A 20,990-nucleotide genomic window follows, 5' to 3' on the forward strand; every position below is an offset into this window, starting at 1 on the left:
CCGCCGCCTTCGGACGACGATTGGGAATCTTTCTGACACCGGCCAGTCCGGTAAATGGGTAGGTATGCGAGGCTATATACATCTTCTGGCGGCGGCTGCTCTTGCAGCCATTCTCGCCGGCTGCGCGGCGACGGGGCACAACTTCGACCCGGGCAAGCTGTCGACCCTGACGCCGGGGCAGACGACGCTGGAAGAGGCCTCGCGGGCGCTGACCGCCCCTCCCGATAACGTCTACCGACAGACCGACGGCTCCGTGCTGGCGCTCTGGTCCTTCAAGATCACATTCGTCGCGGACGGCTTGTACAGCCGCAAGGAAGCGCTGCTCCAGTTCGGGCCGGACGGCCGGCTGATGCGCCTCGTCGACAGCACCAATATTCTGCTGGAACCCTGGGAACGCCAGAAACTGATGGGGCCCGCGCCCGCGCCTGACTTTGCTCAGGACTGGGCCTTGCCCGCGGTGGAGCCCGAGGGGCAAATCATCTACATACCCGGCCCGGGTGAACCGGCCGGATCGAGGCCGCAGGGCGGCTGAGCCCTGTAGTCCGGCAGAGAGCATTGCGGCGCAGATCGCAATGTACGTCGCCCTTAGTGGAATCGTCATGTAACAGGGCGTGTCCGCAGGGTGGTTTTTCATTTGGTCAGGCAGTTCCTGAGGGATGGGGAAATATATGGAAGCGAGTCTCGAATCCGGTGCGAAGTCCGGCAAGATCGGCAAGAGGAAGGCGGCGCGCGCGCCCAAGGTGAAAAGGAAGCTGCGCCTGCGCGATGCCCGCGTCGGCACGATGCTGCTGTGGGTCATGGCGTTCTTCGCGATATTGATTGCGGCGGTCGGCGGTCGGCGGCCTGGCGGCTTACTTCCTGCAGAACAACTATGAGTCCATCCGCGAGGTCAATGCCCTGACCGAGCGCGCCAAGCAGGTCGAAGTGATCAACAGCGACATGCTGCGCGCCCGCGTTGCGCTGATGGTGGCCGCGCGCCACCTCCAGGAATCCGGCTGGGGCAGCGGGGAGAATTCGGCGCGGGACGCGGCGGCGGCCTTGAAGAGCGCGACGGACCTGTTGACCGGGGTGCGCAGCCGTTTTGCCGATTTCCAGAAGAACATGCTGCAGGATGATACCGGCCGCCAGCTGTCCATGAACCTGGTGCGCCGCTACCGCTCGTACATCGATGACGGCGTGGACACCATGGTCGAAGCCCTGCGCAGCGAAGACTATTCGACCTTCTACATGGTGAACAACGAGTACGGTACGCCGCGCAGCGCCGCGTTCATCGAGGCGATCAGCGAATTCGGCAAGTACATCGGCGCGCAGCAGCAAGCCACGATCGACCAGGCGGACGCCAACTTCAACCGCGCGATGGTGGCGGTAGGCGTGGCGGTCGGCCTGGCGCTGCTGCTGATGGTCCTGGCCCGCATGCTGTTCGGCCGCCTGGTGGTCCGCCCCTTGGTGGAAGCCGGCCAGCACTTCGACAAGATCGCCGCCGGCGACCTGACCAGCCGGGTGGAAGTGCGTTCGCACAACGAGATCGGCCAATTGTTCGCCGCGCTCAAGCGCATGCAGGAAAGCCTGACCCGCACGGTATCGGCCGTGCGCCGCGGCGTGGATGAAATCACCGTGGGTTCCAGCGAGATATCGGCCGGCAATACCGACCTGTCCAGCCGCACGGAAGAGCAGGCGGCCTCGCTGGAAGAGACCGCGGCGTCGATGGAAGAATTGGCCTCGACCGTGAAGCAGAACGCGGACAACGCGCGCCAGGCCAACCAGCTGGCGGCCAGCGCCTCGGACGTGGCCGAACGCGGCGGTTCGGCGGTGTCGGAAGTGGTCAGCACGATGCAGGGCATTTCCGCCAGCTCGCGCAAGATCTCCGAGATCGTGTCGGTGATCGATGGCATTGCGTTCCAGACCAACATCCTGGCGCTGAACGCGGCGGTGGAAGCGGCCCGCGCGGGCGAGCAGGGCAAGGGTTTCGCGGTGGTGGCGGGCGAAGTGCGTTCGCTGGCGCAGCGCAGCGCGCAGGCGGCCAAGGAAATCAAGGGCTTGATCGAGGATTCGGTCAGCAAGGTGGGCGCGGGTTCGCAGCAGGTGGAGCGCGCGGGCTCGACGATGCAGGAGATCGTGGCGTCGGTGAAGCGCGTGACGGACATCATGGGCGAGATCTCCGCGGCGTCCGAGGAGCAATCCAGCGGCATCGACCAGGTGAACCGGGCGGTGTCGCAGATGGACGAGGTGACGCAGCAGAACGCGGCGCTGGTGGAAGAGGCGGCCGCGGCGGCGGGATCGCTGCAGGAGCAGGCGCAGCGGCTGGCCGAGGCGGTAGCCGTGTTCAAGATCAACGCGGGCGAAGTGATCGAAGTGCCGGCCCATCGCCTGTCCTCGGTGCGATCGTCCGCTGACGGCGCGCAGCTGCAGGCGCCCGATGCGCTTGCGCTTGGGCACTGAGGGCCGCCGTGGCAACTTCGGCATACGCGCCGCCGTCGATTCCGGTGGACCGCCAATTCGATTTCCGCGACGCCGATTTTTCGCGCGTGCGCAAGATGATCCATGCGCACGCCGGCATCTCGCTAGGCACGCACAAGCGCGAGATGGTCTATAGCCGGCTGGCGCGGCGCCTGCGGGCGCTGGGCCTGCAGGATTTCGGCAGCTACCTGGACCAGCTCGAGAACGAGCCCGGCGCCGCCGAGTGGGAAGATTTCGTCAACGCGCTGACCACCAATCTCACCGCGTTCTTCCGGGAGTCGCACCATTTTCCGATACTGGCCGACTTCGCCCGGCGGCGCGGCGGCCCCGTGTCGGTCTGGTGCTGCGCCGCCTCCACCGGCGAAGAGCCATACTCCATCGCCATGACGCTGGTCGAGGCGCTGGGCACGCGCGCGGGGTCGAGCACGGTGCTGGCCACCGATATCGACACGAATGTGCTGGCCCGCGCGCGCGCCGCGGTCTATCCCGAGGAGCGGGTGGAGAAGCTGGACGGCGAGCGCCTGAAGCGCTTCTTCCTGAAGGGCCGAGGCGCCAATGAGGGGCAGGTGAGGGTGCGCCCGGAAATCGTGGACATGGTGCGCTACGAGACCTTGAACCTGTTGTCTCCGGCCTGGCAGATCAACGAGAAGTTCGACGTGATCTTCTGCCGCAACGTAATGATTTACTTCGACAAACCCACCCAGGCGAAGATTCTGGAGCGCTTCGTGCCGCTGCTCAAACCCGGCGGGCTGCTCTTTGCAGGCCACTCCGAGAACTTCACCTACATCAGCCGTGACTTCCGTCTGCGCGGGCAGACGGTCTACGAATGTGTAGGCAGGGCCTGAACGGGGCAGCAACGATGAAAAAGATAAGCGTTTTGTGTGTGGACGACTCCGCGTTGGTGCGCGGATTGATGACCGAGATCATCAATAGCCAGCCCGACATGGAAGTGGTCGCGACGGCGCCGGACCCCTTGGTGGCGCGGGAACTGATCAAGCGGCACAATCCGGACGTGCTGACGCTGGACGTGGAAATGCCCCGCATGGACGGGCTGGATTTCCTGGAAAAGCTGATGCGGCTGCGGCCGATGCCGGTGGTGATGGTGTCGTCGCTGACGGAGCGCGGCGGAGAAATCACGCTGCGCGCGCTGGAGCTGGGCGCGATCGATTTCGTGACCAAGCCCAAGCTGGGCATCCGCGACGGCCTGCTCGAATACACGGAAATCATCGCGGACAAGATCCGCGCGGCGTCCCGCGCCAAGTTGCGCGCGCCCACGTCGCACTCCGCCCAGGCCGCGCCGGCGCCGATGCTGCGCCGGCCGCTGGCCAGCTCGGAAAAACTGGTGATCGTGGGGGCGTCGACGGGCGGAACCGAGGCCATCCGCGAGGTCCTGCAGCCGCTGCCGCCGGACAGCCCGGCGATCCTGATCACGCAGCACATGCCCGCGGGCTTTACCCGTTCCTTCGCGCAGCGGCTGGACGCGCTGTGCGCGGTCACGGTGCGCGAGGCCGTGCATGGGGAACGGGTGCTGCCGGGCCACGTATACCTGGCGCCGGGCGGAGAGACGCACATGCGCCTGGGCCGCAGCGGGGCCAACTATGTGATCGAACTGGAAGCCAGCGAGCCGGTGAACCGTCACCGTCCGTCGGTGGACGTCCTGTTCAACTCCGCGGCGGCCGCCGCCGGCAAGAACGCCATCGGCGTCATCCTGACCGGCATGGGCAAGGACGGCGCCGCCGGCATGCTGGCCATGCGCCGGGCCGGGGCGCACACGATCGCGCAGGACGAGGCCAGTTGTGTGGTTTTCGGCATGCCCCGCGAGGCGATCGCCATCGGCGCCGCGGATGAAGTGGTTTCGTTGTCCGCGATGAGCGAACGCATTCTGACTCGCCTGGGAGACCGTGGCCACCGCGTCTGACGCGGGCGCACGATCGTTCCCAAGCAAATTTTTTCTGGAGTAGAAGATGGTAGACAAGGGCATAAAGATTCTGGTGGTGGATGATTTCCCCACCATGCGGCGCATCATCCGCAACCTGCTCAAGGAGCTGGGCTTCGAGAACGTGGATGAAGCCGAAGACGGCGCCATCGGGCTGGAAAAGCTGCGCAACGGCGGCTTCCAGTTCGTCGTGTCCGACTGGAACATGCCGAATCTCGATGGTCTCGAAATGCTCAAGCAGATCCGCGCCGACGCTTCGCTGGCTTCGCTGCCGGTGCTGATGGTGACGGCCGAGGCCAAGAAGGAGAACATCGTGGCGGCGGCCCAGGCCGGCGCCAACGGCTACGTGGTCAAGCCTTTCACCGCGGCGACGCTGGAAGAGAAGCTCAACAAGATCTTCGAGAAGATCGCTGGCTGAGGCGCGCTATGAGCACGACGGAAAATGTTGATCCGGCGGATTCCCCCGACCTGATACACCGCATCGCATCGCTGACGCGCATGCTGCGCGATAGCATGCGCGAGCTGGGCCTGGACCAGGCGATCAAGGACGCGGCCACCGCCATCCCCGACGCCCGCGACCGCCTGCGCTACGTGGCGCAGATGACCGAGCAGGCCGCCAACCGCGTGCTGAACGCGACCGAGCAGGCCGGCCCTCTGCAGGACAAGCTGTCGCGTTCGGCGCAGGCGCTGGATACGCGCTGGCAGCAATGGTACGACCAGCCCCTGGAACTGCCGGAGGCGCGCGAACTGGTGAAGGACACCCGCGCGTACCTGCAGGACGTGCCGAAGCAGGCGCAACAGACGCAGTCGCATTTGATGGAAATCATCATGGCGCAGGATTTCCAGGACCTGACGGGACAGGTCATCATGCGCATGATGGATGTGGTCGGCGCGATCGAGCGCGAGCTGCTGCAGGTCCTGCTGGACAACGTGCCGCAGGAGCGCCGCGAGGAGGCCAACAGCCTGCTCAACGGTCCGCAGATCAGCCCGCAGGGCAAGGCGGACGTGGTCACCAGCCAGGATCAGGTCGACGATCTGCTGGCCAGCCTGGGCTTCTAGGCCGCGCGGGCGGCGCCGGCGGACATGCCCTCCGGCGGCGCGCGCTCCGCGCTTGCATGAACGTAATCCCTAAGGGCGCAATCCGCGCCCGGCCGATAGACTTCCCGCCATAAGAATCGGGGCCTCGCAGCACGAGACCAGGCGCGACGCGCGCCAGGCAACGGATGCCCATAGAAGGCGATCCGGGCCAGCACAAGGAGGTTCATCTTGGCCAGATCCGTATTCCGCGTGGGCGGCATGTGGGGACTGTTGCGCCGCCTCAATCGGGGCGACGCCATGCTGTCGGAGCGCGCCCTGTCGCTCAGTCCGGCCGCCTGGCCGCTGTACCGCTTCCTGGGGCAGATCCGGCGCCGCATCATCACTGTCCGGCAATCCAGCATCGAAATCGCGCTGAATGCGGCGCGCACCCAATTCCAGGCGGGACGCTGCTCGCAGCTGGCGCAGGAACAGGCCCGCGCCGCCCAGGCGCTGGCCGCGAGCGGCACGCAGATCGAGGCGCTGTCGGCATCCACCTCCAACCACGCGCGCGAGATCGCCCAGGTATCCGGGCACAACCTGCAGGCGGCGGAGCAGGCGCTGGCGGAGCTGTCCGAGGTCAAGCTGCGCGTCGACCGCATGACCCGCGAGATGGCCGCCTTCAGCGGCGTGGTCGGGCAATTGAGCACGCGCGCCCGCTCCGTGGGCGACACCAGCAAGCTGATCAAGGAGATCGCCCTGCAGACGCAGCTCCTGGCGCTGAACGCGGGCGTGGAGGCGGCCAGGGCGGGGGACGCCGGGCGCGGCTTCGCTGTGGTGGCGAGCGAGGTCGGGCGGCTGGCGGAGCGGGTGAATTCCGCCACCGGCGACATCGCCAGGCATAGCGGCGAAATGCTGGAGCTGGTCGAGACCACCGAGCGCCAGACCGGCAGCCTGCGCGACGACGTCGACGCCTCGGGCCAGGTTCTGGACAGGACCTGTTCCGATTTCCGCCGTTTCGTGGACGACTTCGGCAGCATGAACCGGCAGGTGGCCGAGGTGGTGCAGGCGATCGGCGAGGTCGACGCCACCAACCACGGCATGAGCCAGGAAGTGGGGCGGATCGCCGCGCTCAGCGCGGATGTGCTGCTACGCATGGGCAGCATGTCGGGCGAAATCGACCGCATCCGGCGCCAGACGGAAAGCGTGCAGGAGGTGCTGGCCGACATGCGCGCCGGCAATACCGCCTTCGACGGCCTGTCGGACGCGGTCGAGGCCTTCCGGGACGCGGCGGCCAGCTTGTTGGAAGAGGCAAGAAAAGGCGGGGCGGACGTGTTCGACCGCCATTACCGGCGCATTCCGGGCAGCGAGCCGCCGCGCTACCACACGGCGTACGACCGCGAGATCGAGGGGCCCCTGACCCGCTTGCTGGACCGGGTGCTGGAGTCGGTGCCGGGCGCGATCTACACGATCCTGGTGGACAACCGGGGCTATGCGCCGGCGCACAACAGCCAGTTTTCGCACGAGCCCACCGGAATTGCGGCACAGGACATCCTCCGGGTGCGCCACAAGCGGATCTTCGACGATCCGGTGGGCGCCCGCCTGGCCGCCAATACCGGCGCCATGCTGTTCCAGACCTATTCGCGCGATACGGGCGAAATCGTCAACGACGTTTCCGTCCCCGTTTATTTGGGGCCGGAACACTGGGGCGCGGTGCGGATCGGGCTGGACTACGAACGCTTCCAGGCGGCGCTGGAGGCGGGCGGCGCGGGCCATCGGGCGGTTCCCGCGGCCGGCTGACGAGACGGGCGGATACGGCGCGCGGGGCATTCCCGGCCCGGCCGCGCGCGCGGGGCCTGGGCGCATCCAGGAATAGCGCCGCTTTCCCCCCGTTTCTTGGCTTATCGCCAGACCCCGGGGCCTCCTAGAATCTCGGCGGGCAGCTCGCAATCCCAGAATCCGCGAGCCGCAACGACACCGCAGAGCATGGCCGAAGAAAGCGACCTCGAAAAAACCGAAGCCGCCTCTCCCAGGCGCCTGGAAAAGGCGCGCGAGGAGGGGCAGATTGCGCGTTCCCGCGAATTGGGCACGTTCATGATGCTGGCCGCCGGTGTCGGGGCGATCTGGGCGGGCGGCGCCTCGCTCTACCGTTCCTTGAGCGGCGTGCTGCGCAATGGGCTGGGCTTCGACCAGCGCATCGTCGCCGATCCCGGCGTGATGGTCGAGCGGGCGGTCGACGGCTTCGGCCAGATCCTGCTGGTGCTGCTGCCGATCTTCGGGCTGCTGGCGGTGGTCGCGGTCCTGTCCAGCGTGCTGCTGGGCGGCATCGTCATCTCGGGCAAGCCCCTGCAGTTCAATTTTTCGAAGCTCAGCCCCGTGTCGGGCCTGAAGCGGATGTTCTCGTCGCAGACCGTGGTGGAGCTGATCAAGGCGCTGGCCAAGGCCGCGCTGGTGGGCGGCGTGGCCGTCTGGGTGATCTGGCGCTACCACGACGATATGCTCAGTCTGATGCACGTCGCGCCGTCGGCCGCGCTGACCAAGGCGCTGACGCTGGTGGCGATGTGCTGCGCCTTCATCGTGGCGTCGCTGCTGGTCATTGTGCTGCTCGACGTGCCCTGGCAGATCTGGAGCCACCTGAAGAAGCTGCGCATGTCCAAGGAGGACGTGCGCCAGGAACACAAGGAAAGCGAAGGGGACCCGCACGTGAAGGCGCGCATCCGGCAGCAGCAGCGCCAGGCGGCGCGGCGCCGGATGATGTCGGAAGTGCCCAAGGCGGATGTGGTCGTGACCAACCCGACCCATTACGCGGTGGCGCTGAAGTACGACGAGGGCAAGCACGGGGCGCCGCGGGTGCTGGCCAAGGGCACCGGCCTGATCGCGGCCAAGATCCGCGAGCTTGCGGCGGAGCACCGCATCCCGACATTGGAGGCGCCGCCGCTGGCGCGCGCCCTGCATGAACACGTCGAGCTGGGGAAGGAAATCCCGGCCGAGCTATACACCGCGGTGGCAGAAGTGCTGGCGTGGGTCTTCCAGCTGCGTTCCTGGCGATCGGGATGGGGGGCCGAACCGATGGCCCCGACCCGGCTGGCCGTGCCCGCCGAGCTGGACCCGCAGGCCAAAACCGCAGCACAAGGAGTTTAAGGAATGAGCGCTTTGCTCACCATGTTGAAGAGTGGCGGGGCCACGCATGCAAGGCTGCTGGCCGGTCCGATCCTGATCGTGATGGTGCTGGGCATGATGGTTCTGCCCCTGCCCACGTTCCTGCTGGACTTGCTGTTCACCTTCAATATCGCGTTGTCCGTGATGATCCTGCTGGTGGCCATGTTCACGCGCAAGCCGCTGGACTTCGCCGCGTTCCCGGCCGTCCTGCTGTTCGCCACGCTGCTGCGCCTGTCGCTGAACGTCGCATCCACCCGCGTGGTGCTGCTTCATGGCCACACCGGCCCGGACGCCGCGGGCAAGGTCATCGAAGCCTTCGGCCACTTCCTGGTGGGCGGAAACTTCGCCGTGGGGATCATCGTTTTCGTGATCCTGACCATCATCAACTTCATCGTCATCACCAAGGGCGCGGGACGTATCGCCGAAGTGGGCGCGCGTTTCACCCTGGACGCCATGCCCGGCAAGCAGATGGCGATCGACGCCGACCTGAACGCGGGCCTGATCGGCGAAGACGAAGCGCGCAAGCGCCGTTCGGAGGTGGCGCAGGAGTCGGACTTCTTCGGCTCGATGGACGGCGCCAGCAAGTTCGTGCGCGGCGACGCCATCGCCGGCCTGCTGATCATGGCGATCAACATCATCGGCGGCCTGATCGTGGGCGTGGCGCAGCACGACATGTCGATGAGCGACTCGGCGCGCATGTATACGCTGCTGACCATCGGCGACGGCCTGGTCGCCCAGATCCCGGCGCTGGTGATCTCCACCGCGGCCGGCGTGGTCGTGTCGCGTGTTTCCACCGACCAGGACATCGGCCAGCAGATCATCAGCCAGCTGTTCTCGAACCCCAGCGTGCTGTTCCTGACCGCCGGCATCATCGGCATCATGGGGCTGATCCCCAACATGCCGCACATCGCCTTCCTCACCCTGGCCGGCGCGCTGGCCTGGGGCGGCTGGCTGCTGCACAAGCGGCGGACCGCGGCGGCCGCCGCCGCGGCGGAGGTGCCGCCGCAGGCGATCACGCAGGCCCAGGCCGCCGCGGCCGAAGCCAGCTGGGACGACGTCTCCATGGTGGACCAGCTGGGCCTGGAAGTGGGCTATCGCCTGATACCGCTGGTGGACCATGCGCAGAACGGCGAGCTGTTGCACCGCATCCGCAGCCTGCGCAAGAAGTTCGCGCAGGACGTGGGCTTTCTGCCGCCGGTCGTGCATATCCGCGACAACCTGGAGCTCAAGCCCAACGATTACCGCATCCTGCTGTCTGGCGTGGAGGTGGGCCATGGCGTGGCGATGCCCGGCCAATGGCTGGCCATCGACCCGGGCGGCGTAACCATGCAGATCAAGGGCACGCCCACCACCGATCCGGCCTTCGGCCTGCCCGCGCTGTGGATCGACGGCAGCCTGCGCGACCAGGCCCAGGTGGCGGGGTATACGGTGGTGGACGCGGGCACGGTGGTCGCGACGCATTTGAACCACCTGATGCATCGCCACGGTTCGAACCTGCTGGGCCGCCAGGAAGTCCAGCAACTGCTGGACCGCATCGGCCGCGACGCGCCCAAGCTGATCGAGGACCTGGTGCCCAAGACCCTGTCGCTTACGGTGCTGCAGAAGGTGCTGCAGGGCCTGCTGTCGGAGGAAGTGCCGATCCGCGACATGCGGACCATCATCGACACGCTGTCCGAGCACGGGCCGCGCCTGGCGGCGCTGGCCGCCGGTTCCGGCAGCCAGCCCGACATCAACGAGCTGATCGCGCTGACGCGCCGCTCGCTGGGCCGCGCCATTACACAGCAATGGTTCCCGGGCGACGGCGAGTTGCGGGTCATCGGCCTGGACGTGAAGCTGGAGCGCGTGCTGTCGCAGGCCATGACGACCAGCGGCGGCCTGGAGCCGGGGCTGGCCGACACGCTGCTGCGGGAAACGCAGGCGGCCGTCGAACGGCAGGAATCGCAGGGCAACGCGCCCGTGCTGCTGGTGTCGCCGGTCCTGCGCGCGCCGCTGTCGCGCTTCCTGCGGCATCATTTGCCGCAGCTGGGCGTGTTGTCGAATACGGAAATACCCGATGAGCGCATGGTCCGCGTGACCGCGCTGATCGGCGGAGGCAATGGGGCATGAAGATAAGCCGTTTCTTTGGGATCAACAGCCGTGAGGTGATGCGGCAGGTGCGCCAGGTCCTCGGGCCGGACGCGCTGATCGTTTCGAACCGCAGCGTCGATGGCGGCGTGGAGGTGCTGGCCACCGTGGATGGCGCGTTCGACGAGGCGCCCGCCCAGATGCCGCCGCGCGATTCTTCCGCGCATCCCGCCGCCCCTAGAGAGCAGCCGGCTTCGGCGCCCGCGATGCCCGCCGCGCCTGCCGTGTCACCGTCGCCGCCGCCGTCGGGCTATATGACGCCGACGCGTTCCATCGCCGCCTACCAGTCGGCCTACGCCGCGCCGGCGCAGGCCGAAGCGGCCGCGCCAATCGTCTCGGCGCCTGCCGCGACCGCGCGCGCGGAGCCTGCGGCCTCGGCGCCGGCCGCCCGGCCGATGGCGGTTCCGCCGGTTTCCGCGCCCGCGCCCGCCTACGTGCCAGCTACGCCTCAGCCCGTTGCCGCGCCGTCCATGGCCCGGATGCCGGACGCGCCGTTGCGTCAGCCGCCGGCCATGCCGCAGATGGCCTTGCCGGGCGACGCCGCCGCCGGCCTGCAGGACGCGATCAGCGCGTTGCGGGGCGCCTTGGAAAGCCGCATGGACGGCCTGCTGTGGGGCGGGCGCCAGGGGCCCGGGCGCGAGCCCGCCGCGGCCGCGCTGTTCCGCAGCCTGCTCGACGCCGGCTTCAGCACGAAGCTGGTGCGCACGCTGGTCGAGCGCCTGCCCGAGGGAATGACGCCGGAAACCGCCCTGAGCTGGGCGCGCAACGAGCTGGTGACGCACCTGCCCGTGCTGCGCTCCGAAGACGAATTCCTGGGCGGAGGCGTGTATGCGCTGGTCGGCCCGACCGGGGTCGGCAAGACGACGACCCTGGCGAAGCTGGCGGCCCGCTGCGTCGCCCGTGAAGGCCGCGAGCAGGTGGCCATGCTGACGACCGACAATTTCCGGATCGGCGCGCTGGAGCAATTGCAGATCTATGGCCGCCTGATGGGCGTGCCCGCCCATTCCGTGCGCGACGCGGGCGAACTGCGCCGCATCCTGGCGGATCTGGGCAACCGCAAGATCGTGCTGATCGATACCACCGGCATCAGCCAGCGCGACCGGCTGGTGGCCGAGCAGGCGGCGATGCTGTGCAACGCGGGCAAGCCCGTGCGCCGGCTGCTGGTGTTGAACGCGGCCAGCCAGGGCGACACGCTGGACGAGGTGGCACACGCCTATCGCAATGGCGTGGGCGAGGACGTGGCCGGCTGCATCATCACCAAGCTGGACGAGGCCACCCGCCTGGGCGCGGCCCTGGACACAGCCATCCGCCACCGCCTGCCGATCCACTACGTGTCGGTCGGGCAGAAGGTGCCCGAACACATGGAGCTGGCGCGGGCCGACGCGTTGATCGACCGCACCTTCTCGATGGTGGAAAAGGCGCGCGCGCTCTACACCCCCAGCGAGGCCGACCTGGCGTCGCTGCTGCCGTCTTCGCGGGATGCCCAGAGCGGCGACCCCGCGCGCCGCCGGCAGTTGCTGGCGTCCGCCATCCTGCGTCCGCAGGGCGGGGCGGGTTCGATCGAGGCCGCACAGAACCTGGATGGCACCATTGCGTGGCTGGAAAGCGACGCGGCCTGCGTCCAGGCGCGCGCGTCCTGGCGCGAATACGTGGGCGGGGGCAGCCTGGCCGCGCTGGGCGGCGATCCGCTGGCGATGGTGCGCCGTGAATTCTCCGCAATCTGCAACCGGCATCTGCTGGCCGTGCACGGCAAGGCCGGCATGAAAGGAGAGGGCCTGCCGGGCGGGGCGCTATTGAGCACGCTGTTGATGAGCGACCGGGGCGCGGCCCTGGCTGCTCCCGCCCAGCAGCTGGCGCTGCCCCATGGGACGCTGTCGTCGTTCGCGCCGGCGGAGCCGGCCCAGCCCGATGCGGCCCTCGCGCTGGAGGCCCGGGTGGACTGGCTGGGCGGAAAGCTGGAGCGCCTGCCGGTCGTGCATCTGCTCGAGGCAGGCTCTTCTGCGATCTGGCCGTCCCTGAATGGAAAGGGCGTGTCGTGGGTGGCGCGCAGCGCCGGCGGCCAGCGGGTGATACAGGACGAATGTCCCACCAACCTGAATGCGGTGGGCAAGAGCGTGGGCTACCTGCCCGTGGGCCAGCCCGGCGACATGCCGGGGCTGTTCATCGTCAAGAACGGCAAGCGGGCGCCGCTGGCGCTTTGGGCCTCGGGTACCGAGGTTTCGCTGCCCGGCCGCGGGGACACCGCGCCGGTCCGGCTGGTCTGCGCCCGCCTGATCGATACGGTAAGCGGCGAGGTGGCCGGGCAGTTGTTCGGCATGACCAACCTGCCGGCATCGCAGGCGGACGCGGGCACCGTGGCGCGCTGGCTGGTGCTGCAGGACGAAGCCAAGGCCGGATTCCGCTATATGGCCAACGCGTGGCAGGCCCTGCCAGCCGTCGACGGCGCCCATGCGCTGGCGCGCCAGGCCCTGATCGCCGGCCAGATGGGCGCCGCCTGCTGGCAACTGGCGCATACCGCGGCCGCGGACGTCGTGCGCGGCCCCTTCTCGGGCATCATGGGAACGGACCGCAAGCTTTCCGGCCGCATGCTGCCCGTGGCCCTGCTGAAAATGTACGCGATGCTGGAAATGACGGACGCGTAGGATGGGTGTAGCGCGAGGTCATCTCCCCAAGAACCCGGACGCCCAACGCGCGCAACCCATGCGGCCGCAAGAGTGTGTTTTGGGGGCGATGCATGGCGCTGTCTGCCCACGGCAGCATGGGCTGCGCGCGCTGGATAGCCGCTTTCTAGCTTAAGAACTCTCGCGCTACACCCATCCTACGGGCTGCTTGCGTCAGCCCGCGACGATGGGCTTGCGGCCCGGGGCGCTGCGGGCGCCGCGGCCGCGCGCGTCGTAGGTGGCGGGCGCGCCTGCCGCGCCCAGGTTGCGCAGGGCGTCCAACGATTGCTGGGTGTAGCGCAGGTGGACGTCGATCAGGGCGCCATTGCGCAGATTGATCTCATTGGCGGAGGCGGACTTCGTCAGCAAGGCCTGCCAGACGCCGGCCAGCTGCGGATGCAGCGCGGCGGCCTGTTCGGTGCCGGAATGTCCGCTGGGCAGGCCGATGTCGGCGAGCAGGGTGTCGCGAGTCTGGCTGAGGTCCACGAGCTTGCGGGCCACGCTGCTTTTGCGTTCGGTGATTTCCTGCAGCGCGCCCACGTTCCCCGGCCCCACCAGCACTTCGGTCTCTTCTTCCAGGATGGCGGAGAATTCCGTGATCAGGGCGTCTTCCTGCCTCATGCAGGATTGCAGGGAGTCGACGATGTTCGTGGTCATGCTGCTGCTCGGATGTGAGTGTTGCGGGGCTTATTTCAGCAGGTCGCGGGCGCTGGCGATCAGGCTGTCCGCGATACGGCCGGTATCGATCTTGAGCTGGCCCGAGGCGATCGCCGCGCGGATGGCGGCGACGCGCTCGACATTGATGTCGTTCGAGCCGTCCTGCAGCGCCAGCATCTTGCGCGACGCCGAGCTCAGCGCCACCAGCGAACTGCTGGAGCCGCTGGCGCTGCTGGCGCCATAGGCCTGGGCGACCGCGGATTCAGGGCGGGAGCCGACAGCGTCCGCCGAGAGGGGGCGGTTGGTGGTTGAATTGATCTTCAAGATTATCTCCGCAGGGCGTCCAGGGTCGATTGTGCGACGGATCCGCCTACTTTATGTCTCTGTAACGACAAGGCCGGAAGGAACTTTAGGGTAGGGGAGCCATTGGCGCAACGCGATATGTAACAACCTCTACAGCTGTATTTCCACCAGGCCGGCATTGCGCACGACGCCGCTGACCACCTGGCCGCTGGCGGTGCGCACCTGCACCATGGCGCCCGGGGCGGCATTGTCCAGGGCCTGCCCTTCGCTGCTGACCACGAATCCGGCGCCGCGCGCGTTGATGCGCACGTTGGTGCCCCTCAGGACCGATTGGGCGTTGCGCAGGGAGGAGCCCCGGACCGGCTGCCCGGCGTTGATGCGGTAGGCGGCGGTCATGCCGACCACCGTCTGCGGATTGGTGATGGCGCCGGGAGGCAGGGAGACGAGATCGCCGTCCCGGGGCGCCAGATCGTTTGGCGTCAGCGCCTGGCCGGCCGCGATCATCCGCGAGGCCACGTAGTACTGGCCGGGCACGCTTACCGTTGCCTGCACGTAGGTTGTCCAGGGTTTCGGCGCATTGCAGCGCACGCCCACCGTCATGCGCGAACGCAGCCTGATGCCGGATGGCATAAATGGGGACATGGCATCGCAAGGCGTCAGGTGCTCGGCCCGCGGGGGATCGATGGCGATCGAGGGCTGGCCGGGCAGGCTGGCCAACTGCTCCTGCAGATAGGCCTGCGCGGCAAGCGCGATCGCCTCGGATGGCTGGGCCGCGGCCTCCTGGGCCTGCGCGGCCGCCAGGGGCAGCAGCAGGGCGGCCAGGCAGGCGGCGCGCGCGCGGAGTCGTCTTGCGGAGGTTTTCATGATGGATGAATTGTAGAAGTCCGGCGCGCTTGGCAATACGTGAATTGGATGAGAAATGACGGGTTATTTGGCTGATTGTGGCGGCCCCCGGGCCCCTATGATGCCGTCATCCAATGGGATAACGGTGCGTCCGGGATCCCGTGTTCATCCGAATTGCAATGCAGGAAGGCGCCACGATGCTAGACAGGCTTAATGAAGATTTCAGGTTCTTCCAGCAGTCCCTGGGGCTGCGGGCTCAGCGCCAGGAAGTGCTGTCGTCGAATATCGCCAACGCCGATACGCCCAACTACAAGGCCCGCGATTTCGACTTCAAGACGGCGATGGCCAACGCCATGGAAGGCACCATGCGCCTGCCGGACACCTCCTTGTCGTTGACGTCCGCCCGCCACATCCCGGCCAAGGCCGTGTCGCAGGGCCCCACCGAACTCCTGTACCGCCTGCCGTACCAGCCCAGCATGGACGGCAACACGGTGGACATGGATATCGAGCGCGTGCAATTCGCCGATAACACCTTGCACTACCAGAGCACCATGCAGCTGCTGTCGGGCCGTATCCGGACCATGATGGCCGCAATCCAGGAATGATTACTGAACGGAGCGCCAGGCAATGTCCTTGTTGAGCATTTTTGATATCGCGGGTTCGGCGCTGAGCGCGCAATCGCAGCGCATGAACGTCGCGGCCAGCAACATGGCCAACGCCGATAGCGTGGTCGGCCCGGACGGCCAGCCTTATCGCGCCCGGCAGGTCGTATTCCAGGTCAACCCGCCGGCCGGCCAGGCGCTGGGGCAGGAGATCGGCGGCGTGCGAGTGGCGGGCGTGGTCCAGGACCAGTCTCCGCTCAAGCAGGTATACGACCCGCAGCATCCCCTGGCCGACGCCCAGGGCTACGTCAGCATGCCGAACGTGGATCCGGTGGCGGAAACGGTCAACATGATCGCGGCCTCGCGCTCCTACCAGGCGAACGTGGAAGTGCTCAACACCGCCAAGGCGCTGATGCAGAAGACGTTGACCATCGGCCAGTCCTAACTCTTGAACAAGTAAATTCATGACCACTGTCGACCAAACCACGAGCCAGACCGGCCTGGGACTTGCACAGACCGGCGCCTATTCCAGCAACACGGCGCAAGGCCTGCAGGACCAGTTCCTGACGCTGCTGGTGACCCAGCTGCAGAACCAGGATCCGCTGAACCCGATGCAGAACGCCGAGCTGACTTCGCAGCTTGCGCAGATCTCCACCGTGGAAGGCATCAACAACCTGAAGAACACGATGCTGGCCATCAGCGGCCAGATCGACGTGTCGCAGTCGATGAACGCGGTGGCGATGATCGGCAAGGGCGTCCTGATCCCCGGCTCCAAGATCAAGGTCGGCGTGGACGGCGAGAATGCGGCCGAGCGCGTGGTCACGCCTTACGGCCTGGACCTGCAGGCGGACGCCGCCAAGGTCCAGGTCCGGATCGCCGACGCGAATGGCGCGGTGGTGCGCACCATCGAAATGGGCGAACAGTCGACCGGCGTCTACACGCTGAGCTGGGATGGCAAGAACGACAGCGGCGTGCCGCTGGAGCCGGGCGCCTACACCGTGTCCGTCCTGGCCACGGACGCCGATGGCAAGAAGGTGAACTCGGAAGTGCTGAGCTACGGTCTGGTCAAGAGCGTGGCGTATTCCACCAATGGCCTGCGCCTGGACCTGGGCCTGGACGGCCAGACCAGCATGCTGGACGTGCGCAAGGTGATCGGCGCCTGAAGCGGGCGCGACGAATCGGTGCCGGCGCACGTGCGGCGGCTTCACTCAGTTTAAGGATTAGCGAGAGAAAACATGGGCTTCGGACAAGGATTGAGCGGCTTGAACGCCGCGGCGCAGAACCTGGACGTCATCGGCAACAACATCGCCAACTCGGGCACGGTCGGCTTCAAGTCGTCGACCGCCTCGTTCGCGGACGTCTACGCGAGCTCGCGCGTCGGTCTGGGCGTGAAGGTTGCGGCCATCAGCCAGCGCTTCACCGTGGGCACGGTGAATGGCGGTGGCGGTGAATACGACATCGCGATCGACGGCGCCAAGGGCATGTTCCGCGTCACCGACCAGAGCGGCTCGGTCATGTACACCCGCAACGGCGAATTCCTCGTCGACAAGAACAACTTCATCGTGAACGCCCAGGGCTACCGATTGACCGGCTACCCGGCCGGCGCCATCGGCGCCAACCCGTCGGAGTTGCAGCTTCCCATGGCCAACGTGGCGCCGAAGGCGACCTCCACGGCCACGACGGTGGCCAACCTGGACGCGAACGCCAAGGTTGTCTATTTGACGGATACGCAGGTTGAGCCCGGCACGGTCGAACTTGGCACTCCTGCCGTCAGCTATTCCTTCCGTATGGACCCCGCGACGGGTGAGGCGGTGTTCGAAGATCCTCAACCTATTGACGGCACATATGGCGCCATCACGATCACCGGGGGGAGGACGTCGGACGATCTCACCGGTCTGGCGGGTTATCAGGCGCCCGTGACTGAATTGGGTAGGCCCTTCGATCCTTCCATATCGAGCAGCTACACCAACGCGTCGCCCATGACCGTGTACGACTCCCTGGGCAATTCGCACCAGGTGATGCAGTACTTCGTCAAGCGTCCCGCAAGCGGGGCCGGCAGCGAATACGACGTCTACTACACCATGGACGGCAAGGCCATGGCGCCCACCTCCGAGGCGGGCGGCGTCTGGGGCAACCCCACCAAGCTGAACTTCAACAATGCGGGCGCCCTGACCAGCGCTCCGATTGTCAACCTGAGCGTTGCGCAGCCCGGCGGCACGACGACGCCGGCCGATCCGCTGAACATCGCCCTGGACTACACCGGCACCACGCAGTACGGCACCAACTACAAGCTGGTGGCCAAGCCCGACGGCTACACCTCCGGCGAATTCAGCGGCATCAACATTGGCGGCGACGGCAGCCTGGTAGCCAGCTACACCAATGGTGAAACCCAGGTGGTGGGCACGATCGTGCTGGCGGACTTCTCCAACCTGCAGGGCCTGCAGCCGGTGGGCAACAACGCCTGGACCGAAACCTCGGCCTCGGGCCAGCCCATCCTCGGCCAGCCCGGTACCAACGGTCTGTCCCGGGTGGTGGGCCAGGCGACGGAATCCTCCAACGTGGACATGAGCAAGGAGCTGGTCAACATGATCATCGCCCAGCGCACCTACCAGGCCAACTCGCAGACCATCAAGACCCAGGACGAGATCATGCAGGTCCTGATGAACCTGAAGTAGAGGTCCCCCCCGAAGCGCCGTAGGCGCTTCCCCCTCGGCGGGCCCCCCTCAAGGGGGGGGGCGCGCGTGGCGGACCGGCGGAGCCGGATCCGCGGCGCCTGGCTCGGGGAGGGCGGTTGCAGGGGAAGGGCGGCGCTTCAGGCGCATATTCGATGACGATGGCGATGGAATAGGAAATGGATCGGATTATTTACACCGCGATGAACGGCGCGGCGCGTATCACGGAGCACCAGGCCGCGTTGAGCAACAACATGGCCAACGTGAACACGCCGGGCTTTCGCGAGCAGATCGCGCTGTACCGTTCGGTCCCGGTGACGGACGGGGTGAGCTTGCCCACGCGCGTGTCGACGGTCGCGTCCACGCCGGGCAACAGCTTCCAGATGGGCACGATGCAGACCACGGGCCGCGACCTGGATGTTGCGCTGTCCAGCGAGCGGGGCTGGCTGGCGGTGCAGACGGCGCAGGGCGAGGCCTACACTCGCGCGGGCAGCCTCCAGGTCGGCGTCAACGGCTTGTTGCAGACGTCGCTGGGCCAGCCCGTGCTGTCGGACCAGGGCGGCGTCATCGATGTGCCCGACCAGGCGGCGCTGACGATCACCTCGGACGGCACCATCACGGCCATCGGCGCGGGCGATGCCCCCAACAATATCCTGAACCTGGGCCGGCTCAAGCTGGTCGACCCGCCGAAGGAGCAGCTGGTGCATGGCGACGACGGCGTGTTCCGCCGCGCGCCGGTGAACGGCCAGCCCGCGCCTCCGATGCCCGCCGATCCCAGCCTGCGCCTGCTGGCGGGCGTGCTGGAAGGCAGCAACACGAATCCGATGGCGGCGATGGTCGGCATGATCGCGAACGCCCGCCGTTTCGAGCAGCAGATGCAGGTGATCCAACAGTCGGACCGCAACGCCGAGCGCGCCAACGGCATCCTGTCGATAAGCGCTTGATTCGGCAGCTGATTTAAAACCTTTTTTCGCGCGCGGCCGGGCCGCGGCACCAGGAGTATTCATCATGATGCGTTCGCTGTGGATCGCCAAGACGGGCCTGGAAGGTCAGCAGACCTCCATGGACGTGATTTCCAACAACCTGGCCAACGTCTCCACCAACGGATTCAAGCGCGGACGGGCCGTGTTCCAGGACCTGATGTACCAGACGCTGCGCCAGCCCGGCGCCCAGGTCGGGGACGCGACCCAGTTGCCGTCCGGCCTGCAACTGGGCACCGGCGCGCGCGTGGCCGCGACCGAGCGCATCCACACCGCGGGCAACCTGAACAACACCGGCAGCGAGATGGATATCGCCATCAACGGCCGGGGGTTCCTGCAGATCGAATTGCCCGACGGCACCCAGGCCTATACCCGCGACGGTTCGCTGCAGCGCGACCAGAACGGCCAGCTGACCACGGTCAGCGGCTACGTGATCCAGCCGCCGATCAACGTGCCCGACAACGCCTTGTCGATCACCATCGGCAATGACGGCATGGTCTCGGTGACCCAGCCCGGCGCCGCCGGCGTCAACGTGCAGATCGGGCAGTTGCAGATCGCCACCTTCATCAATCCGACCGGCCTGCAGAGCATCGGCGAGAACCTGTACCTGGAAACCGACGCGTCGGGCCCCGCCAACCTGCTGCAGCCGGGCGTGGACGGCGCGGGGTCCATCATGCAGAACTACGTCGAAACCTCCAACGTGAACGTCGCCGAGGAGCTGGTCAACATGATCACGACCCAGCGCGCCTACGAAATGAACAGCAAGGCCGTCAAGACCTCGGACGAAATGCTGGCCCGCCTGACCCAACTGTGATGTCCATGTCTGTCCTGCGCCTGGTAACGAGTGCGGCCCTGGCCATGCTGATGGCCGGCTGCGCCATGATTCCGCCCGAACCCATCGTGACCGGGCCGACGACGGCCGCGCCGCCGGCGCCGCCCATGCCTTCGGCACAGCCCACGGGCTCCATCTACCAGCCCACGACCTACGGCAACTATCCGCTGTTCGAGGATCGCCGCCCGCGCAATGTGGGAGACATCGTCACCATCGTGCTCAACGAGAAGACGAACGCCTCCAAGAACGTCGCCACGAACACCAACCGCAGCGGAAGCGCCTCCCTGGGCATCGCCGCCGCGCCGTCCTTCATGGACAGTTGGGCCAACGCCAACCTGAACACGGACGCCAAGGGCGGCAACGTGTCGCAGGGCAAGGGCGACAGCACCGCCAACAACGCCTTCACCGGCACGATCACCACGACGGTGGTGGGCGTCATGTCCAACGGCAACCTGCAGGTGGCGGGCGAAAAGCAGATCGCCATCAACCGCGGCAGCGAGTACGTGCGCTTCTCCGGCGTCGTGGACCCGCGCTCCATTACCGGCACGAACACCGTGTCGTCCACGCAGGTGGCCGACGCCCGCATCGAGTACCGCAGCAAGGGCGTCATGGACGAAGTCCAGACCATGGGCTGGCTGCAGCGCTTCTTCCTGATGGCGTCGCCATTCTGAATATGAAGGATAGGTCCATCCCCGAGGCGCTGTGCGCCTCCCCCTTCAGGAGGGGGCATGCCTACGGACCGGCGGAGCCG

General features: G+C 67.0%; 21 protein-coding genes. 18 read left to right on the plus strand and 3 right to left on the minus strand.

The annotated features are described in order from the left end of the window. The first annotated feature begins 64 nt into the window (after positions 1-64). The 11 genes from JL37_RS15250 (at position 65) to flhF (ending at position 13,332) form a co-directional block, all read left to right on the plus strand. Complete coding sequence (locus JL37_RS15250) at positions 65-532, plus strand: hypothetical protein (protein WP_043545133.1); 468 nt, start codon at positions 65-67, stop codon at positions 530-532. A gap of 136 nt (positions 533-668) precedes the next feature. Continuing rightward, a complete protein-coding gene (locus JL37_RS30500; protein ID WP_156124317.1) occupies positions 669-875 on the plus strand; it encodes a hypothetical protein in 207 nt (68 codons plus the stop codon). Further along, positions 820-2,439: a methyl-accepting chemotaxis protein gene (locus tag JL37_RS30505; protein WP_304413499.1), complete on the plus strand. Its 1,620-nt coding sequence runs from the start codon at positions 820-822 to the stop codon at positions 2,437-2,439. Before JL37_RS30500 ends, JL37_RS30505 begins: the two co-directional genes overlap by 56 nt. A gap of 8 nt (positions 2,440-2,447) precedes the next feature. Continuing rightward, positions 2,448-3,302 carry a CheR family methyltransferase gene (locus tag JL37_RS15260; protein ID WP_043545106.1) on the plus strand — a complete coding sequence of 285 codons (855 nt, stop codon included), beginning with the start codon at positions 2,448-2,450 and terminating at the stop codon, positions 3,300-3,302. Positions 3,303-3,316: 14 nt separating this feature from the next. Further along, positions 3,317-4,375 (plus strand): chemotaxis response regulator protein-glutamate methylesterase, encoded by a 1,059-nt coding sequence (locus JL37_RS15265; RefSeq protein WP_043545107.1) that lies wholly within the window; start codon positions 3,317-3,319, stop codon positions 4,373-4,375. 46 nt (positions 4,376-4,421) lie between these two features. Next, complete coding sequence (gene cheY, locus JL37_RS15270) at positions 4,422-4,811, plus strand: chemotaxis response regulator CheY (RefSeq protein ID WP_043545108.1); 390 nt, start codon at positions 4,422-4,424, stop codon at positions 4,809-4,811. Between the two features lie 8 nt (positions 4,812-4,819). Further along, on the plus strand, positions 4,820-5,452 hold the full coding sequence (gene cheZ / locus JL37_RS15275; protein ID WP_043545109.1) for a protein phosphatase CheZ: 633 nt from the start codon (positions 4,820-4,822) through the stop codon (positions 5,450-5,452). A 207-nt stretch (positions 5,453-5,659) separates the two neighbouring features. After that, positions 5,660-7,207: a methyl-accepting chemotaxis protein gene (locus JL37_RS15280; RefSeq protein ID WP_369798554.1), complete on the plus strand. Its 1,548-nt coding sequence runs from the start codon at positions 5,660-5,662 to the stop codon at positions 7,205-7,207. A gap of 186 nt (positions 7,208-7,393) precedes the next feature. Next, positions 7,394-8,548, plus strand: a complete 1,155-nt coding sequence (gene flhB / locus JL37_RS15285) for a flagellar biosynthesis protein FlhB (protein WP_043545111.1) — start codon at positions 7,394-7,396, stop codon at positions 8,546-8,548. A 3-nt stretch (positions 8,549-8,551) separates the two neighbouring features. Further along, on the plus strand, positions 8,552-10,672 hold the full coding sequence (gene flhA / locus JL37_RS15290; RefSeq protein ID WP_043545112.1) for a flagellar biosynthesis protein FlhA: 2,121 nt from the start codon (positions 8,552-8,554) through the stop codon (positions 10,670-10,672). Continuing rightward, entirely contained in the window at positions 10,669-13,332 is a 2,664-nt protein-coding gene (flhF, locus tag JL37_RS15295; RefSeq protein ID WP_043545113.1) for a flagellar biosynthesis protein FlhF, read from the plus strand. The genes flhA and flhF overlap by 4 nt, the downstream gene beginning before the upstream one ends. Before the next feature lie 192 nt (positions 13,333-13,524). Here the strand turns inward: flhF and JL37_RS15300 are convergent, their stop codons facing one another. From JL37_RS15300 to flgA, 3 genes are all read right to left on the minus strand, one after another. Next, positions 13,525-14,007: a flagella synthesis protein FlgN gene (locus JL37_RS15300; RefSeq protein ID WP_043545114.1), complete on the minus strand. Its 483-nt coding sequence runs from the start codon at positions 14,005-14,007 to the stop codon at positions 13,525-13,527. A 30-nt stretch (positions 14,008-14,037) separates the two neighbouring features. Further along, positions 14,038-14,331: a flagellar biosynthesis anti-sigma factor FlgM gene (gene flgM, locus JL37_RS15305; protein ID WP_043545116.1), complete on the minus strand. Its 294-nt coding sequence runs from the start codon at positions 14,329-14,331 to the stop codon at positions 14,038-14,040. A gap of 129 nt (positions 14,332-14,460) precedes the next feature. After that, entirely contained in the window at positions 14,461-15,174 is a 714-nt protein-coding gene (gene flgA, locus JL37_RS15310) for a flagellar basal body P-ring formation chaperone FlgA (RefSeq protein WP_043545135.1), read from the minus strand. Positions 15,175-15,350: 176 nt separating this feature from the next. On the opposite strand from flgA, the gene flgB reads away from it, so the two are divergent. The 7 genes from flgB to JL37_RS15345 all read left to right on the plus strand — a co-directional run bounded on the left by flgB (position 15,351) and on the right by JL37_RS15345 (position 20,910). Next, on the plus strand, positions 15,351-15,758 hold the full coding sequence (gene flgB, locus JL37_RS15315) for a flagellar basal body rod protein FlgB (protein WP_043545136.1): 408 nt from the start codon (positions 15,351-15,353) through the stop codon (positions 15,756-15,758). Positions 15,759-15,780: 22 nt separating this feature from the next. Further along, positions 15,781-16,200: a flagellar basal body rod protein FlgC gene (gene flgC, locus JL37_RS15320; protein WP_043545117.1), complete on the plus strand. Its 420-nt coding sequence runs from the start codon at positions 15,781-15,783 to the stop codon at positions 16,198-16,200. Between the two features lie 19 nt (positions 16,201-16,219). Then, complete coding sequence (locus tag JL37_RS15325) at positions 16,220-16,918, plus strand: FlgD immunoglobulin-like domain containing protein (protein WP_043545118.1); 699 nt, start codon at positions 16,220-16,222, stop codon at positions 16,916-16,918. A gap of 72 nt (positions 16,919-16,990) precedes the next feature. Then, positions 16,991-18,430 carry a flagellar hook-basal body complex protein gene (locus JL37_RS15330; RefSeq protein WP_043545119.1) on the plus strand — a complete coding sequence of 480 codons (1,440 nt, stop codon included), beginning with the start codon at positions 16,991-16,993 and terminating at the stop codon, positions 18,428-18,430. Positions 18,431-18,606: 176 nt separating this feature from the next. After that, positions 18,607-19,371 carry a flagellar basal body rod protein FlgF gene (locus tag JL37_RS15335; RefSeq protein WP_043545121.1) on the plus strand — a complete coding sequence of 255 codons (765 nt, stop codon included), beginning with the start codon at positions 18,607-18,609 and terminating at the stop codon, positions 19,369-19,371. A 64-nt stretch (positions 19,372-19,435) separates the two neighbouring features. Further along, positions 19,436-20,221, plus strand: coding sequence for a flagellar basal-body rod protein FlgG (flgG, locus tag JL37_RS15340; protein WP_043545123.1), 786 nt, complete (start codon positions 19,436-19,438; stop codon positions 20,219-20,221). After that, positions 20,221-20,910 (plus strand): flagellar basal body L-ring protein FlgH, encoded by a 690-nt coding sequence (locus JL37_RS15345; protein ID WP_043545124.1) that lies wholly within the window; start codon positions 20,221-20,223, stop codon positions 20,908-20,910. Before flgG ends, JL37_RS15345 begins: the two co-directional genes overlap by 1 nt. Positions 20,911-20,990 lie beyond the last annotated feature (80 nt).

Origin of the sequence: Achromobacter sp. RTa (genome assembly GCF_000757485.1) — a bacterium.
GTDB lineage: Bacteria > Pseudomonadota > Gammaproteobacteria > Burkholderiales > Burkholderiaceae_B > Achromobacter.

Coding starts and splice junctions, on each gene's coding strand:
- JL37_RS15345 (WP_043545124.1), top strand. CDS start 20,221: ATGTCCATGTCTGTCCTGCGCCTGGTAACGAGTGCGGCCCTGGCCATG.
- JL37_RS15325 (WP_043545118.1), top strand. CDS start 16,220: ATGACCACTGTCGACCAAACCACGAGCCAGACCGGCCTGGGACTTGCA.
- flgC (WP_043545117.1), top strand. CDS start 15,781: ATGTCCTTGTTGAGCATTTTTGATATCGCGGGTTCGGCGCTGAGCGCG.
- flhA (WP_043545112.1), top strand. CDS start 8,552: ATGAGCGCTTTGCTCACCATGTTGAAGAGTGGCGGGGCCACGCATGCA.
- flhB (WP_043545111.1), top strand. CDS start 7,394: ATGGCCGAAGAAAGCGACCTCGAAAAAACCGAAGCCGCCTCTCCCAGG.
- JL37_RS30500 (WP_156124317.1), top strand. CDS start 669: ATGGAAGCGAGTCTCGAATCCGGTGCGAAGTCCGGCAAGATCGGCAAG.
- JL37_RS15250 (WP_043545133.1), top strand. CDS start 65: ATGCGAGGCTATATACATCTTCTGGCGGCGGCTGCTCTTGCAGCCATT.
- flhF (WP_043545113.1), top strand. CDS start 10,669: ATGAAGATAAGCCGTTTCTTTGGGATCAACAGCCGTGAGGTGATGCGG.
- flgG (WP_043545123.1), top strand. CDS start 19,436: ATGATGCGTTCGCTGTGGATCGCCAAGACGGGCCTGGAAGGTCAGCAG.
- JL37_RS15330 (WP_043545119.1), top strand. CDS start 16,991: ATGGGCTTCGGACAAGGATTGAGCGGCTTGAACGCCGCGGCGCAGAAC.
- JL37_RS15265 (WP_043545107.1), top strand. CDS start 3,317: ATGAAAAAGATAAGCGTTTTGTGTGTGGACGACTCCGCGTTGGTGCGC.
- flgB (WP_043545136.1), top strand. CDS start 15,351: ATGCTAGACAGGCTTAATGAAGATTTCAGGTTCTTCCAGCAGTCCCTG.
- JL37_RS15300 (WP_043545114.1), bottom strand. CDS start 14,007: ATGACCACGAACATCGTCGACTCCCTGCAATCCTGCATGAGGCAGGAA.
- JL37_RS15335 (WP_043545121.1), top strand. CDS start 18,607: ATGGATCGGATTATTTACACCGCGATGAACGGCGCGGCGCGTATCACG.
- cheY (WP_043545108.1), top strand. CDS start 4,422: ATGGTAGACAAGGGCATAAAGATTCTGGTGGTGGATGATTTCCCCACC.
- flgA (WP_043545135.1), bottom strand. CDS start 15,174: ATGAAAACCTCCGCAAGACGACTCCGCGCGCGCGCCGCCTGCCTGGCC.
- cheZ (WP_043545109.1), top strand. CDS start 4,820: ATGAGCACGACGGAAAATGTTGATCCGGCGGATTCCCCCGACCTGATA.